The organism is Desulfonatronovibrio magnus (assembly GCF_000934755.1).
In the GTDB taxonomy this organism is placed as follows: Bacteria; Desulfobacterota; Desulfovibrionia; order Desulfovibrionales; family Desulfonatronovibrionaceae; genus Desulfonatronovibrio; species Desulfonatronovibrio magnus.
In genome coordinates, this window is the sequence record NZ_JYNP01000059.1 from 1 (window position 1) to 15,068 (window position 15,068).

Annotated in this window: 15 protein-coding genes; 8 read left to right on the forward strand and 7 right to left on the reverse strand. The window is 45.3% G+C overall.

The features are described from left to right. Together LZ23_RS24555 and LZ23_RS07420 are read left to right on the forward strand one after the other, a co-directional pair. Positions 1–299: DUF8371 domain-containing protein (locus LZ23_RS24555; RefSeq protein WP_045212921.1), on the forward strand; the 299-nt coding region annotated here is incomplete at its 5' end. Positions 300–529: 230 nt separating this feature from the next. After that, a complete protein-coding gene (locus tag LZ23_RS07420) occupies positions 530–1,273 on the forward strand; it encodes a Fic family protein (protein WP_045212957.1) in 744 nt (247 codons plus the stop codon). A gap of 290 nt (positions 1,274–1,563) precedes the next feature. Here LZ23_RS07420 and LZ23_RS07425 read toward each other — a convergent pair whose 3' ends face one another. Then, positions 1,564–1,845 carry a helix-turn-helix domain-containing protein gene (locus LZ23_RS07425; RefSeq protein WP_052507200.1) on the reverse strand — a complete coding sequence of 94 codons (282 nt, stop codon included), beginning with the start codon at positions 1,843–1,845 and terminating at the stop codon, positions 1,564–1,566. Next, positions 1,838–2,026 (reverse strand): type II toxin-antitoxin system RelE/ParE family toxin, encoded by a 189-nt coding sequence (locus tag LZ23_RS07430; protein ID WP_084590936.1) that lies wholly within the window; start codon positions 2,024–2,026, stop codon positions 1,838–1,840. Before LZ23_RS07430 ends, LZ23_RS07425 begins: the two co-directional genes overlap by 8 nt. A 564-nt stretch (positions 2,027–2,590) precedes the next feature. On the opposite strand from LZ23_RS07430, the gene LZ23_RS07435 reads away from it, so the two are divergent. From LZ23_RS07435 to LZ23_RS07460, 6 genes are all read left to right on the forward strand, one after another. Beyond that, positions 2,591–3,919 carry a LuxR C-terminal-related transcriptional regulator gene (locus tag LZ23_RS07435; protein WP_045212925.1) on the forward strand — a complete coding sequence of 443 codons (1,329 nt, stop codon included), beginning with the start codon at positions 2,591–2,593 and terminating at the stop codon, positions 3,917–3,919. A 522-nt stretch (positions 3,920–4,441) separates the two neighbouring features. Beyond that, positions 4,442–4,996: a TorD/DmsD family molecular chaperone gene (locus LZ23_RS07440; RefSeq protein ID WP_045212927.1), complete on the forward strand. Its 555-nt coding sequence runs from the start codon at positions 4,442–4,444 to the stop codon at positions 4,994–4,996. A 44-nt stretch (positions 4,997–5,040) separates the two neighbouring features. Continuing rightward, complete coding sequence (locus LZ23_RS07445) at positions 5,041–7,311, forward strand: molybdopterin-dependent oxidoreductase (protein WP_232300435.1); 2,271 nt, start codon at positions 5,041–5,043, stop codon at positions 7,309–7,311. A gap of 12 nt (positions 7,312–7,323) precedes the next feature. Then, complete coding sequence (locus tag LZ23_RS07450) at positions 7,324–7,893, forward strand: 4Fe-4S dicluster domain-containing protein (protein WP_045212928.1); 570 nt, start codon at positions 7,324–7,326, stop codon at positions 7,891–7,893. After that, positions 7,890–8,684, forward strand: coding sequence for a dimethyl sulfoxide reductase anchor subunit family protein (locus tag LZ23_RS07455; RefSeq protein WP_045212929.1), 795 nt, complete (start codon positions 7,890–7,892; stop codon positions 8,682–8,684). Before LZ23_RS07450 ends, LZ23_RS07455 begins: the two co-directional genes overlap by 4 nt. Positions 8,685–8,933: 249 nt before the next feature. Then, positions 8,934–9,347, forward strand: a complete 414-nt coding sequence (locus LZ23_RS07460) for a hypothetical protein (protein WP_157493127.1) — start codon at positions 8,934–8,936, stop codon at positions 9,345–9,347. Positions 9,348–9,378: 31 nt separating this feature from the next. Here the strand turns inward: LZ23_RS07460 and LZ23_RS07465 are convergent, their stop codons facing one another. The 5 genes from LZ23_RS07465 to arsB form a co-directional block, all read right to left on the reverse strand. Beyond that, the gene (locus tag LZ23_RS07465) at positions 9,379–10,242 is read right to left on the reverse strand and encodes an NAD(P)H-hydrate dehydratase (protein ID WP_045212933.1); all 864 of its coding nucleotides are present in this window, start codon (positions 10,240–10,242) and stop codon (positions 9,379–9,381) included. After that, positions 10,230–10,778 carry a putative Se/S carrier protein gene (locus LZ23_RS07470; protein WP_045212935.1) on the reverse strand — a complete coding sequence of 183 codons (549 nt, stop codon included), beginning with the start codon at positions 10,776–10,778 and terminating at the stop codon, positions 10,230–10,232. Before LZ23_RS07470 ends, LZ23_RS07465 begins: the two co-directional genes overlap by 13 nt. Further along, complete coding sequence (locus tag LZ23_RS07475) at positions 10,775–10,993, reverse strand: sulfurtransferase TusA family protein (RefSeq protein ID WP_045212937.1); 219 nt, start codon at positions 10,991–10,993, stop codon at positions 10,775–10,777. Before LZ23_RS07475 ends, LZ23_RS07470 begins: the two co-directional genes overlap by 4 nt. A 169-nt stretch (positions 10,994–11,162) precedes the next feature. Then, positions 11,163–12,251, reverse strand: a complete 1,089-nt coding sequence (gene yedE / locus LZ23_RS07480; RefSeq protein ID WP_198145930.1) for a YedE family putative selenium transporter — start codon at positions 12,249–12,251, stop codon at positions 11,163–11,165. Between the two features lie 1,608 nt (positions 12,252–13,859). Beyond that, positions 13,860–15,062, reverse strand: a complete 1,203-nt coding sequence (arsB, locus tag LZ23_RS07490; protein WP_045212940.1) for an ACR3 family arsenite efflux transporter — start codon at positions 15,060–15,062, stop codon at positions 13,860–13,862. Positions 15,063–15,068: the final 6 nt, after the last annotated feature.

Genomic DNA, 15,068 nt, shown 5'->3' on the forward strand with positions numbered 1-15,068 from the left:
TGCAGCGCATCATCAATTCCGGTGGCCGGATAGACCGGGAAATGGCCACAGGTCGTGGTCGCATTGATGTGTGCATCCATTATGAAAATCAGCGTTACCCCTTAGAAATCAAAATCCGAAAAGATGCCAAGACTCTGAAAGAAGGTCAAAAACAACTGGCCTGCTACATGGAAACCCTGGGCTGCCACGAGGGCTGGTTAGTTATCTTTGACCGGCGCGTAAAGCCCTCCTGGAAAAGCAGGCTGTTCTGGAAAACCATCAAGGCTGATCAGAATACGATTCATGCTGTGGGGTGCTGAAAGTTCTAAAATCATTGTCTGGGGTGCCTGACCTTATTGTCAGCCATCCCTCTGCGCTCGACGTAAAGGCTGCCTTTTCATTCGCCACTCCCCGGCAAATGAAAAAATTTCTTTCTCCCCAGCCTGTTGCAGACAGAAAAGCCGTCTATGTTGAAATGAATTTCCTGGCAAGTGCCCGGTTTTGCCGAATGATGAGTTGCGGATGGACAACCAGCTTAAGGAGTAAACAGATGAATAAATATCAGGTGCTTGACGAACTAAAACAGAAGCTTGATTCATTCCGTCCTTTGCCCATAGAGATTGTTTCCAATCTTCATGAGGATCTGGTGCTTCGTTGGACCTATAATTCAAACGCTATCGAAGGTAATACGCTGACACTGAAAGAAACCAAGGTAGCTTTGGAAGGGATCACCATTGGCGGGAAAACCATGCGTGAGCACTTAGAAGTGATAAACCACAGGGAAGCCATTTTTTTTGTGGAAGATCTGGTCAAAAAAAATGAGCCTCTGTCTGAATGGCAAATTAAGTCGATTCACCAACTAATACTGAAAAATATTGATGACAAAAATGCGGGGGTTTATAGAAAAACAAATGTCATTATTTCAGGTGCCGATCATGTGCCGCCCGATGCCTTGCATGTAGAAAGTGAAATGCAAAGCTTTATCAATTGGTATCTAACCCAGGGGGCGTCTCTCCATCCGGTAGAAAGGGCGGCCCGTGTTCATGCTGATTTTGTGAAAGTCCATCCTTTTGTGGATGGAAATGGCAGGACATCTCGGCTGCTCATGAACTTGGAGCTTATGAAAAGCGGGTTCCCGCCCATTATTCTTCCAGTAGAAAAGCGGTTGGAATATTACGAGACTCTGGATACAGCCCATACTAAAAATGATTATGAGCCATTCTTGATGCTTATTGCGAATATTGCGGAATCGGGATTCAGGCCTTACTGGCATGCATTGGGGGTAACACCGTGAGTACTTTTAGTGTTGCGGTGGAAATGCTGATAGCACCGATTTCATTGATAGGGCAGCTCTTCATGTGGCAAGACTGATGAGCAGGCCCCCTGTTGCACAGATTATCTATTTTACAGGGGTATTTTTCAAGCTTAATGCTGGGCGATAAAGAGTAAGAAAAAGACCTGCTGAAAGAAAAACTACTACACAAGAAAGCAGCTGCTGTCAGCATTGCAAGTAATTACATTCATATAACCCGAAAAAACAAGCACATGATTGGATGTAGCCAATGAAGTATGGGAAGGGATTGATTACGCCTCAAGAATAATTTTGACCTTACTCCCTGTAGCCTGTGCATATCTATGTAGACTCCTGAGGCTGGGCATATACCCGCCCGACTCAAGCCTGGCTACGGTGGACTGAGTGGTTCCCATTTTCTCAGCAATCTGCTGCTGTGTAAGCCCAGCCCTTATTCTGGCTTTAATCAGTTCCCTGGCAAAATCAAACTCATGCTCCATATCTGCGTAGGCCCTGGCATACTCGGGGTCACCATTCATCATTTCTTTGTGTTTTTGATCTAAAGCTTTACCCATCCTGTACCTCCCTGGCTCTTTTCAGAGCAATCTTTAATTCTCTTTGGGGCAACTTGTTTGTTTTTTTGATGAAACACCTGAGTATCAGGATTTTTCTGCCGCTGGCTGTGATGTATAAGCTTCTGCCATGTTGTGCTCTTATCTCCCAGATCTTATCCTGCACAGGCCTTGTATATGGCATTCCCACCTCGCCAGGGTTTATACTGAAGGATTTTCAGATATGTTATTGACTGTAACTTGGCAAGATAGTTTTTGGGTGAACTTTTATGATTGAGAGTATGCGTATTTCATTGTAAGCTCCTGACCGGAGGATCCGGGACCGAACCTGTGAGTAACTTATACCCCCTCGTTCCCAGGCTCCAGCCTGGGAACGTTTAGTTCTTGCGGCTCCAGCCGCTTCTTCAAAATGTGGCTGGAGCCACAAAAAAAGAGGTATTCCCAGGCTGGAGCCTGGGAACAAGAAAAACAGCCTTAGCGCGAGATTGCTTCGCTTCGCTCGCAACAAGGATTGCCGCGCTCGAAGACTCGCTCGCAATGACACCTGAGCTGTCAGGGATGTAGTTGCTGAAAACCTGTCACCCACGATGGAGCCTAAGCGACCGAAGCAATCTGTATGGCAAAACCATAATACCCTGATCTTATAACCAATATGATTATAAATTGCACTGACATTGAGCAAGCGAGACAGTATGTTCAAAAACTGTCATCCCTGCGCGAGGCATTCCCAAAAGCCGGAGCTGATTAAATGAAATCTACTTCCACACATATTCAGGATCAGGAAATCCTGGTTGTTCTTTCTTCCAAACACGAAGATTTTCTTTCCCTGTGGGCGGAGAACATGCAAAATGCTGGCTATCTTGAACATACTACTGCCAAAGTAGAAGACTGCCTTGTGTCGTTTCAATGGTTTATGGAACCTATTATCAAACACTATCGCCTAAATTGTCAGGTTACTTTTGCTCAGCTTATAGACCAGGTCGATTGGGCTGAAAATATAATTAATACTGCACGGCGCCATCGCAGCAGAGGTGTGACTCCCAAGATGTTTTTTGGATGCTTTAAAACTCTGGTGCACTCTGTGGAACAGATTATTATCAGCCTTCAGTATTCTTCTGAAGAAAAGTTGGCGGCCTTGGATCGGATTCACTGCTATGCGGATGCGCTGGAAACATTAATAATAGCAGAGTGGTCTTCAACTTCCAGCAAGGAGTCACAAAAAAGCCTTGACCAGGCCAATCGGACTTTGACCCTGGAAAAAAACAAGTACGAAAACATCCTGTCCTCAATTTCCGATCTGGTGGTAATTACTGATGAAAAGGGTATTATTGTCGAAGCCAATACAGCGGCCAGAAGACTGATTGCTCCTCTTCTGGAAAAGTACTCTTTCGTTTGGCAGGTATTGGGCTTGGAAGGGGAATCTATTGAAGATGTAGTAAAGTATTATCCCATGGATCAATCCCATGAGATATCCATATATGACGATGACTTCTATTTTGAGCTTAAAGTAATTCCCCTGTCCACGGTCAGCCTTGCTTCTCATGGATACATCATGGTTCTTAATGATATTACACCTTATGTAAACCAGAGAATGATTCTTGAGCAGATCGTCAAAGAAAGAACTGAAGAGCTTGTCAAGGAGAAGACGCAGGTAGAGGAAATGGTCATTACCCTTAAAAATGTTCTCAGCACAGTGGAGCACTCCAAAGAAGAACTCCTTAACAGCATAGCTGAAAACTTAGAAAACAGTCTTCTACCCGCCCTGACTAAAATTAAAAGTGCTGAAAGCCAACAGGTTCGCAACAGCTATATTGATATTTTTGAAGATCAGCTCTTGAAAATGATGGGCAATACCGGAGTAAAAAACAATCCACTCCTACTTACTCTTACTCCCTCGGAAATGAAAGTGTGTCATTTTATTCAGGCAGGCAAATCCAGTAAGGAGGTGGCCGAAGCACTGAACCTGTCTGTTGGAACAATCAATACGCATCGCAAAAATATCCGGAAAAAGGTAGGCTTGACTGGCTCAGACAAAAGTTTATTTCAATATCTTCAAAACCCTGATTTGTTTACTTAGTTTTCATCCGGAAACGGTTCTTTTTCCTTCTATCGGCGTCAATCTTTACAATTATTCGTCAACGTATAACATACGCCTCCTCACAATTGCTTGATTTCCTTGCCAAAAGAAAAAACTCCTCGTTTGCGTAAAGAAAACCAATAGCTTCAACATCCGGAAAGAAAGACTTTCCGGATGGAAACTATTTGACCTTTCAAGGGACAGCCCCCTTACAGAAATATTCTCGTGAGAGGATACAAATAACCAGTACCTTATCTTCGCTGGGTATTGATGTCTACCCACTAAATACACAATTCATAATATTGATTCCCGCCTAATTTTATCTCATTCTCAATATACGCTGATGGAAGGCTTTGGCAATCAGCTTTTTATTTCTGGACATGATATCATGGATGTTGCTCCAGTTGGCTATTTTCGCGACCTTTCAAGAAAAATAATTGTCAACAGAAGTACATTATCTCAATGATACAGATGATTATTATAAGATAAAAATAGAAGGTTAATCTTAACGAGAGAGTTGTTATGAATGAAATTTCCTTGTCACGAAGAACAGTTGAGGGACTCAGGGATTTTTTTATTGCAGCACAAAAGCAGGAAATGATGGATGCCTGGGATAAGATTACTTCCTCTTTAATACCAGCACCACCAACCCCAGATCCAGCTGAGTGGGATCTTATTGAGTTTTCTTTCAACAGATTATTTGTAGGCCCTAAAGCACCTGAAGCTCCACCATATGCTTCTGTATACCTGCAAAATGAGCCCAACCTTATGGGTGAAACAACCATGTTTGTCCGCTCGGTATTTGAGCAGCTTGGAGTGATGTCGCCCTGGAAAAACACATTGCCGGAAGATCATGTCAGTTTAGAGCTGGACGCAGCCTTGATCATAGATAACCACAGAATCGAGCATGATGATGTAGACCTGAAATCAATTCATCAGGATTTTATTTTAGACCATCTGTGCGTCTGGATACCTCATTTTTGCGAAAGAACTCGCAAGGCCCCGTCAAATCATTCAGTCATAAATACAGTAGTTGTGCTGTTGGAGAAGTATGTGGCATCTGAACTGGAAAAATAATCACATTACCATATACCTACTAACCTCAATCAAGGAGAACAAGCATGGACCAGAACATTAATGATCAGGCTAAAATGCCTCTAAGCTGCTCCATGAGCAGGAGAAAGTTCCTTAACTGCCTGGCTGCCGCAGGGGTACTCACTGCGTTGCCGGGAGGTCTGCTCAAACCAATGACCGCCTCAGCAGATCTAAATTTTGAAGATGGTTACCAGATTTTCAGGAATGCCTGTCCCAGAAACTGCTATGATACCTGCTCCATCAAAACTTATGTCCGGGATGGAGTTATAAAGTATATTGAAGGGGCACCTGAATCCAGCTTCACACATGGAGGGCTGTGTGTAAAAGGATATGCTTATACCAGAAGGCCTTACAGCCCGGATCGGGTAAAGTATCCCATGATTCAGGATAAAAGAGGTTCAGGCAACTGGCGCCGGATCTCATGGGATGAGGCTCTGGATATTATTGCCCGCAAGTTCATTGAAATCAACGAAAAGGACGGGTCCATGCTGGGACTTGCCCTGACCAAGTATTCGGGCAACTTTGGTATTACAAATTATGCAGTGGAAGGCATGATGACTTCACTCGGCTACACATCAAGGTTAGTGGGTACACCTTGCTGGCCGGCCGGTATTGATGCTCAAAATTATGACCTTGGTGATATGTGGTGCAACGACCCCGAAGATATGGTCAATGCCAACTATATTATTCTCTGGGGGGCCAACCCTGCATGGAATTCGGTGCATACCATGAAGTACATCTACGCTGCTCAGGAAAGGGGAGCAAAGGTGGTCTGCATTGATCCGGTGTTCACTCAGACTGCTGCCAAGGCCGACCTATACTGGGAAGTTGAAACTTCCATGGACGGAGCTCTGGCCCTTGGTATGGCCAGACATATCCTTGATAAAGGATTGTATGACCGGGACTGGGTTATGCAGAACTCCATAGGATTCAATGATTTTGCACGTTACCTGCGAAATGAGATCACTGTGGAGTGGGCTGCTGAAAAATCAGGAATACCGGCTCTTCAGATTGCCAGAGTTGCTGAAGAGTTTGCAACTGCCAAACCAGCAACCATCTGGATCGGTTACGGCATGCAAAGACATGTTAATGGAGGCGCGTCTGTAAGGTCCATTGACGCTCTGGTGGCTATGACCGGAAACGTAGGTAAAGTTGGCGGGGGTGCAAGGTATGGCCATCTTTACACTTGGGGATTTAATTATCACGCTCTGCTTCAGCCCCGCCCTGAAGGTTCTGTGGGTTTTCTCGGTGCTGAAGGTCCTCTCGGTGATTTTGATTTTTCAGGTGATAAAGTGGATGAATACTCAGACAGACCCATGAATATGAACAAAACAGCAGAAGAAATACTTACAGTTGATGATCCTCCGGTAAGGGTGCTCTGGGTGTCCTGTAAAAACCCGTTAAGCCAGGATTTTGACCGCAACAAGATGGTGGAAGCATTTAAGAAACCCGAACTGATTGTTTCTGTTGAGCAGTTCTTTACTGAAACAGTTGAACTTTCAGATATTGTACTACCGGTGACAACCCTTTTTGAAGAATGGACAGTTAATGCTTCTTACTGGCACTACTGGCTCTCCATCAATGAACAGGCCATTAAGCCCATGTTTGAAGCCAGGTCAAACACTGAAATCGCTGCTGCACTGTCCAGAAAAATGAATGAACTTAAGCCTGGATCATGCACCTATCCCACAGAGATTGATACTAAAGAGTGGATGATCAAGGAATTCAATCAGGGTATATATGATCTGTTTCAGATTCAATCCTGGGAAGACTTGAGAGACGGACCGGTCAAGGCCAAAATGCATCCAGCCTCATGGCAGGATTTAGAATTCGGAACACCTTCAGGCAAATATGAGTTCAAGTCTGATCTTTGCGCAGAACATGGACATCAGGCTCTGCCTGAATTCAAAGAAGGACGCAAGCCTTACGATAAGCTGAGGCTCCTCACGCCGCATACCAAGTTCGGCATTCATTCACAATTCGTGAATCTAGACTGGATGGAGGAATACAACCCCAAGCCTTTCTGTTATCTGAACCCCATAGCTGCAAGGGAAAGGGGGATCAAAGATGGGGACATGGTCAGGGTTTTTAATAAAATCGGTGAAGTACGTCTTGAAGTCAAGCTTACTGATGTTGTTCCTCCAGATGTAGTGATGATGTATACAGCATGGTTCAGAAACTTAGACTATAATTGTCAAAACCTTGTGGATGATACATCTTCAGATATGGGCGCATACAAAACAGGGGCACCCGGTGTGGCCATTCATGGCCAGTTTGCCGATGTCGCCAGGGTATAAGGAGATCAATTTATGAACAAACAATTAGGATTTTTTATAGATGCCAAACGTTGTATTGGCTGTTTCACTTGTGCCATGGCCTGTAAAAATCTTTACCACCAGGAATTGGGCGTAATATGGCGCTATGTTTATGATTTAAAAACAGAAGTTTATCCGCACAGAGAACGTGCTTTTTATTCTTTGGCCTGCAATCACTGCGAGAATCCGACCTGCTCCAATGTCTGTCCTGTTAAGGCATATTACAAGCGTGCCAAGGATGGCATTGTGGTGCATGAGCAAGACAAGTGTATAGGATGCGGGAATTGTATCCGCTCATGTCCTTACGGGGCACCGCGACATAATCCAGTCCTTAGAAAGGCTGAAAAGTGCAGTTTCTGCTGGGAACGCATTGATTCAGGCCTGAAACCGGCATGTGTTTTATCCTGCCCGGTGGACGCCCTTGAACTTATAGACCTTTCTACCTATGAAAATCCCAACGTGGTGCAGTACCCTCAAGGATTTCCACGCTATACAAAACTCAACCCGTCAGTCCGGTTTCGCGTAGCTGAAACCCCTACAATTATAAGGAGGAAGAGATTATGAACAGCATGGAATTGCCGCTGGTTGCATTTACCATCCTGAGTCAGGCTGCCATTGGGATGGTCATTATCAGCTCAGTACGTCAGTATGCAGTGGAGGGACCAACAGGAAATATTCGCGCAGAATGGATTGTTGCCGCACTGATACTAATGTGCGGCATTGCAGCTTCTTTTTTGCACCTGGGTCATCCTCTGGGTGCCGTCAATGTTATAAAACATATAGGTACAGCCTGGCTGAGCCGGGAAGCTGTGGGAGTATCTCTTGTTCTGATGCTTATGATTATCGGTTTTGCAACTATTGATCAGAAAGTTAAGCCAGCTTTGGCTGCTGGTACAGCCCTGATGGGTGTGCTGGCAATATTTTTTACTGGTATGACTTATGCCCCTCCAGGTTATCCTGCTTTAAACAACATTCTGCCTTTTGTATTTTTTCTTTTAACGGCAGCTACTCTTGGCACGGCAATTTCAAGTTATTTCTCTCCAAAAGAGAAAATGCCTTTGCTGACATTAATTCTTGGAGCAGGACTGCTGGTGGCTCTTACCGTTTATTTGATAGTTCCGTTTATCTGGTTTTCAGCCGGGACTGTAATGCAACAGACAGCAGTAGAGTACCTTAGTTCACCCCTGTACTGGCTGCGAATTGTCATCGGCCTGGCCATTCCTCTCGGAACATTAATAATGACCAGAACGATTCCTGTCTGGGTTCCGGTATTAATTCTAACAGGAGAAATCATTGGAAGGATAGCCTTTTTTTCTTTGACACTGCATGCCTCAACCAATATCGGAGGAATCTGATTGGATGATCGGGCAGCAGCATCTTTGTCCTGCTGCCCGTTCCAAAGGTTGAAGCTGACTTAAAAAATACTAATCTTATACATGATACAAACGCTATAGCGACACTTAATTTAACCTTGAAAAGGACTGGCTCTTTTGCAGCCGGATAGTTCATCTGTTTTGCGTACAGGTCGGCAAAAGTGTCTGTTCCTGATGGTCGTGGCTGTAATTAGCCCAAAATATCGCTGTAGTGTTAAGGTTCAGGCAAAGATGATGGCAAAAAAGACAATATTTATCTTGATGGGGTGGATTGCAGCAGCACTAATTATTTCGGATAAAACCTGGAGTCAGAATTTATCTGAATGTGTAATCCAGGGGCAAGGATACAGCGTGTCCTTAGATGCCAGGTCATTTGAAAGTAACCTGGACCAGCCGGTGGTGATCAATACAGTTCTAAATCCTCAAACACTACCTCGGGGATATTTTATTTCCAACATAGTAAGGATGATTCAAGGTCCGGATGAGGCAGAGGTAGTTTCAGGTTTTCCAGAGATAAGTATAACATGTTCAACTCCTGGAAAATACATATTCAGCATTACTTCCAGTATTCTGCAAAGGACAAGTTGTGCTGGTGTCAGTTCTTGCTCATTAAAGCCGGAGCTTGTTACGATTTATATATACTAATTCAGGCTGTACCCCCAACCCATAAAAAACCTTAACCGCCCGTTCGTCCTTGTTGCATGGCCCCTGCGAGATATGCAAGCAGATCACCTACTTTATAGGCCGGGGTGGGGTCGGCCAGAACCCCCAGGTACCTGTTGGCCAATGCTCCCATATGGCAGGCATGGGGTATGTCTTGACCTGCCATGAGACCGGCGGTGATAATTCCTGTCAGGCTGTCACCTGTGCCGCCGATGGCCTCCATGGCTTCTACAGCCGGCTCTGATATGGTTGTCAGAACTTTATCACCCTGGACAATATAGTCCCTGGCCCCCTTGACCATTAGATATCGAGCCGCATTCTTTTCCTGGTAAGCCCTGGCAATATATTCTTCCACCCTGGACTCGTCCTCAAGGAGAAATCCTCTGGTATAGAATGGATGGGGTGCGGTTTCATCGGCGAGAAAACACATCTCGCCTATGTCAGGAGTAAAAAGATCGTAGTCTGCTGCAAATCCGCTCATCTTGGCCACATACATAAAACCCGCGTCAGCCACCAGGCATGGTGAATCCGTCCGGGCCTGGATTGCCCAGAGTATCTGGTTATGCCAGTATACATCGGGCTGGAGGTAATGAAAGGTAAATCCTGCCACATCAAGGTCTGCCATTATATCAACCAGGTGCGCGTAAAGTTTCCTGCTTCCGGCCCCCTTGCCCGCGTCACCGACCAGCAGAGCTCTTGGATGGTCAGCATTCAACTCCCGGGCTGCAAGACAGGCTGTGGCCGCCAGAGCAGGTGTGCCTCTGGCAATATTGATTTTCAGATTTCCGATTTTGAGCAGACCGTTTTCAATACTTATCTGCCCCTCAATCAGGGGAAAACTGTCATCAGGGACAGTGCCTACAATCAGCCACGACATCTGCGTTTCATCTCCTCATAAGCCAGTTGTAGTGAGTATCCGCAAAGAGTCTGGCCGTTCTCTGCAGGCTCAGCAACTTCGAAGAGGTTTCTGCCTACCAGCTGTTCGGCCAGAAAAGGAACATCTGGACATCCGCCACCGGAAACATTTACAATTTCATGGGTTTGCTTATGCACTGTAATCTTCATGTTGGCCGCCCTGACCATGAGAAAATCTCCGAAGTCCTTAATATTGAACAAGGATACCGGTTCCAGCAGGTGATCCTGAACAGAGACCACCTGCACCGGCTCAATCCTGTTTTTTCGCAGAAGTTCCAGAACTTGAAGCTGGCTTACAATAGGAAACTCTATAACCATATCACAGCCGGTCTGGATTTCAGGAGGAGGGCCTTTGACCAGAACATCCAGGCCAGCTTTTTTCAGCAGGGATTCAGCCTTTATCACTTCGCTGGTGTGATGAAAAACTATAATTCCCTTTTCTGATACCCCTCTAAGCTTATCCGGAGTTCCACCAAATATACTTTTTAAGAGACTCATTTTCTTTTGATAAGTACTTTGAAATCATCACCAGCTTCCACAGACTCGGTCACCCTCCAGCCCTGAGTCACTGCTGCCCGGCTGACATTTTCCCGGCTGGCTTCATTATCTACCAGAACTTCAATTTCACTGTTGTCAGTGGACTTCATAGCCTCCATAGTCAAAAGTACAGGCTGAGGGCAGGCCAGACCGCGCGCGTCTAATGTAAGTGCCATATTATCTCTCCTTGGTTGTTAACAGGCTGTTGAAAATCATCCAATTGCTGCTTTGCTACTAAAAGTTCAAACTCGAACCTGTCTAAATAAGCTGCGATCCTGAACTAATTTTACCTTGCATCTGGAAATTTTGAACAGCCTGACTGATAGGGACTTTTTGAACACACTGTTAAGCTTTTTTCAGGTTGGCGAAACCAATACTTAGACAAACCAGCAGACCAATTATTGCCGCAGCTGCCCCATGCGCTCCAAGACCGGCCGGAGAACTGGCCAGACCCCAATTATGGGCCAGAGCTGCTCCAACAATCATGCCCAACACAAATACGGCAGCGTCACTATTCCCTTCACCGGACATAAACAGCTGTCTGCCAGGACATCCACCTGCCAGGGCAAAGGCGAGCCCAGCAACCAGCATTCCCCCGAAATTCCAGAAATGGAGGGTATGAGCCACAGGCTGACCTTCAAACCCGGGGTTGAATTGGCCAAAAAACATGTTCACAACGAAAGCCACAACCAGCAGGGCCAGCAGTCCAGCCATCAGGTGCAGCTGCCTGAAAAGGATCAAATCCCTTATAGCTCCCATGGTGCAGAATCGGCTGCGCTGGGCCAGAAAGCCGATGCCCAAGCCTATGGTTAGAGAAATCCACAAAGGTGCATAGCTCGCTCCTGGACCCTGCAGGGAGTAAAAAAGTATACCGGTTTTATCAGCGCCCTCCAGAGGGGGATACATTAGCCTCAAGGTTAGAAGGCCCAGCATAATCAAAGGGAGCATAAGCCCTGTTGCTGCTGATTGCTTGTAGCTTCGTCCCAGATTATAGCCTTTTTTGAAAAACAAAGTGCCAATCCAGATCCCGGCTGCAAGCCCTGCAATTCCAAGGATGGCGTTTCCGTCTCCACCAGCAAGACGCAGTATGGCGCGCCAGGGGCAACCAAGAAAGATCAACGCGCTGATCATGGCGATTATGCCCAGGACAAACCTGGTCATGGGAGCAGACCCGCCGCTGGGTTTAAACTCCCTGAATAGCAGTGCCGCAACAAGGGAGCCCAGAACAAATCCCAGTATTTCCGGTCGCAGATACTGGACAACTGCAGCTCTGTGCAGGCCAATGGCCCCGGCTATATCTCTTTCAAAGCAGGCTACGCAGATTCCCATGTTGGCGGGGTTGCCAAGCTTCTGAAGCAAAGGAGCAAGCAGGCCGATAACCGCGCCTACAGCTATGATTCCTCCAAGAGTAGCAAATAAATTTTTTCTAATCATAAATGTTCCTCTCCAAATTAAAAAGTTTTTGTATAACAGCCTGATAAGGTCAATTTTTTTTTGGGGTTAGTGGGCAAGGAATCTGGTCGGCCTGGAATGAGTGTTCTTTAAGGCAGAATGGGCAGTAAGCATTGACTGTGCCTTCTAATTTCCTGTTTCCGTTCTGGTCTGAAACGGTTTGCAATGGTTGGGGAATCCGCCATTGGGAAGTGGAAAAGTCCAGTTGCTTAACCGGACATATAAAAATGAGATGCACTTAAAATCCTTTTAAGACTGCCAATTAAATTTCAAGACAACACTGAAAAGGGAGCATTATATGTTTTTTAAAAATCCTATCGGGAAAAGCCCTGAGCAAAAGATATTCTCAGTGCTATACGCACAGTAAGTCTCTTTGAATATGAATTTTTAGTAATAGTTTAGCCCTTTTCTAAGGAAAGCAGGGGACAGGCACCCCAGCCCTTGTTTTTTGTTGATGTAAAACACAGACTTAATAAAACAAGGGCTGGGAGAGCCAGTCCCCTTCCAGGCTGTATGCCTCCGGGCAGGAAGCCGTGCCACATGCAAATGGCTAAACTGTTACAATTTTTATTGTATATTTCAAGCCAAAAGAGATATATAGCTCACTATATTGACAATATTTTATGTAACAACGAACCACGAGCAAATAGTCTATCGAACCAGATTCATTAAAGTCTAATAGTTTTTTTAAATACTTTTCTGCACTGTTTATTGAAAATAATGATAGCTTCGCAGGTAACTATTGTCCTGGCGACAACATAAAGCATATTAGTAACTTATTGCCTCAATCCTGTAGAAAAAAACAAGAAAATTCTTAACCCTGACAAGAGCAATAATACCCAAGATCCTTATTCTTCAGCCTTCAGCCTTCAGCCTTCAGCCTTCAGCCTTCAGTCTGAAAATTATGGTTATCGCCCCAACTTAACGATCCATTTTTAAATTGGGTTGCGGGTAAAGCCCACCTTAGTGTATTTCACTGCGATAACATCTGGACAGGCAGGTTGTGAGGTTGCTAACGATGTACACGTCCATCTTTGCAATCAGGCTATGAGCAGTATTTTTGTAGTGGATACGATTGGTAAGTTTCTAACCAGGGCGGCCCGGGACTGAACCTGTGAGTAACTGTCTTTAAAGTGGAGCCTGCATCCTGCAGGCTATTAAAGCCCAGGCGGCTGGAAGCCGCCTCCACATTGAAGAACAGTCTCATATTTGAAAATTGGGACAGTCCCCGCGAGGTGCTACAAACAAGATTGATGCTGCATTGGTTCCTGGTAGAAATTGGCTTTAATGAAAAAATTTACACAGCGAGGGACAGTCCCCCTCCGGGCAGTAAGCCTCCGGGCAGGAAGCTGTGCCAGGCGCAAAGCTCCCATCTTTGACGGAATTTTTCAGGCAAATGTGCATCAATCATAAGCAAAAATCGTAAAATGTGAAAATTGTAAACGTATGAATTTATAAGCAAAACGATTGCAGTTACTTAGAAGCGCTTCACCCGGGTGGCCCGGGTGAAGCGCTTACAACTTAAAATAGGGCAGGTTTAAAAAACAATTAGAACATTAAAGCTCCCGGCACATCCTTCTCCAGCCGCTATCAAGTATATTCTTTATCAGACAACGTTCCAGAAACCTTTTGCCTTACTTTGCATACCTGACCTGAATCAGACAAAATCTCATTTTCCAGCCCGTCATCACGGATTACACCTCCAAAATACTTTCTCAAGAAATAGAGGCTGACATGGACCAGACCGATGAGCACAGGCACTTCAACCAGGGGACCAACTACAGTAGCAAAGGCAATGGGTGATGCAATGCCGAATACTGCAATGGCCACAGCAATGGCCAGCTCAAAATTGTTGCCTGAAGCTGTAAAGGCAAGAGTGGCACTGCGACTGTAGTCAGCACCAAGCTTGGAAGCCATGAAAAAGCTGATGAGAAACATAAACACAAAATAGCAGGTCAACGGTATTGCGATCCAGATGACATCCAGTGGCCTGTAGATTATCTGTTCGCCCTGCATACTGAACATGACCACAATGGTGAACAGGAGAGCAATCAGGGTAATGGGTGATATCCTGGGGATGAATACATTATCATACCAATGATGACCCTTGATGGGCAAAAGAATAACCCGGCTCAGGATTCCAGCCCCAAAAGGGATGCCCAGATAAATCATGACGCTGGCGAATATCTCACCAATGGTCACGTCCACCACAATACCATGCAATCCGAAAAATGTTGGCAGAACAGTTATGAACACCCAAGCATAAAATCCAAAGGTTACTATTTGAAATACACTGTTCAGGGCCACAAGCCCGGCTGCATATTCGCTGTTTCCTTTGGCCAGAGTGTTCCATACCAGGACCATGGCAATACACCTGGCAATTCCCACCAGTATAAGCCCCACCATGTAGTATCCCCATCGTTCATCAGGGCCGAACAGGGCTGGAGCTACAAATCCGAAAAAACTAACAGCCAGGACAAACATTAGAATAGGGCCAATGATCCAGTTCTGAATTAGAGAAAGGCTCAGGATTTTGTAATCGGCAAAAACCCTGGGCATAAGTTCATACTTGACCTTGGCCAGAGGCGGATACATCATCAGGATTAAGCCAAAGGCTATGAGCAGGTTAGTGTGCTTGCCTACGGTTAAAGCTTCATTAAAGCTCTCAACCGGCCCCTTAAAAAAGAACCCGATGAGTACGCCCAAAACCATGGCCGCAAATATCCAGATCGTTAAATAACGATCCAGCAAAGACATTTTTTTGCTGATTGTAGTTGGTTTAGTTTCAGTCATAACTCC

Bases quoted from the DNA above. Each gene is read 5' to 3' on its own strand.
- LZ23_RS07420 (WP_045212957.1), top strand. From the start codon at position 530: ATGAATAAATATCAGGTGCTTGACGAACTAAAACAGAAGCTTGATTCA.
- LZ23_RS07425 (WP_052507200.1), bottom strand. From the start codon at position 1,845: ATGGGTAAAGCTTTAGATCAAAAACACAAAGAAATGATGAATGGTGAC.
- LZ23_RS07430 (WP_084590936.1), bottom strand. From the start codon at position 2,026: ATGCCATATACAAGGCCTGTGCAGGATAAGATCTGGGAGATAAGAGCA.
- LZ23_RS07435 (WP_045212925.1), top strand. From the start codon at position 2,591: ATGAAATCTACTTCCACACATATTCAGGATCAGGAAATCCTGGTTGTT.
- LZ23_RS07440 (WP_045212927.1), top strand. From the start codon at position 4,442: ATGAATGAAATTTCCTTGTCACGAAGAACAGTTGAGGGACTCAGGGAT.
- LZ23_RS07445 (WP_232300435.1), top strand. From the start codon at position 5,041: ATGGACCAGAACATTAATGATCAGGCTAAAATGCCTCTAAGCTGCTCC.
- LZ23_RS07450 (WP_045212928.1), top strand. From the start codon at position 7,324: ATGAACAAACAATTAGGATTTTTTATAGATGCCAAACGTTGTATTGGC.
- LZ23_RS07455 (WP_045212929.1), top strand. From the start codon at position 7,890: ATGAACAGCATGGAATTGCCGCTGGTTGCATTTACCATCCTGAGTCAG.
- LZ23_RS07460 (WP_157493127.1), top strand. From the start codon at position 8,934: ATGATGGCAAAAAAGACAATATTTATCTTGATGGGGTGGATTGCAGCA.
- LZ23_RS07465 (WP_045212933.1), bottom strand. From the start codon at position 10,242: ATGTCGTGGCTGATTGTAGGCACTGTCCCTGATGACAGTTTTCCCCTG.
- LZ23_RS07470 (WP_045212935.1), bottom strand. From the start codon at position 10,778: ATGAGTCTCTTAAAAAGTATATTTGGTGGAACTCCGGATAAGCTTAGA.
- LZ23_RS07475 (WP_045212937.1), bottom strand. From the start codon at position 10,993: ATGGCACTTACATTAGACGCGCGCGGTCTGGCCTGCCCTCAGCCTGTA.
- yedE (WP_198145930.1), bottom strand. From the start codon at position 12,251: ATGATTAGAAAAAATTTATTTGCTACTCTTGGAGGAATCATAGCTGTA.
- arsB (WP_045212940.1), bottom strand. From the start codon at position 15,062: ATGACTGAAACTAAACCAACTACAATCAGCAAAAAAATGTCTTTGCTG.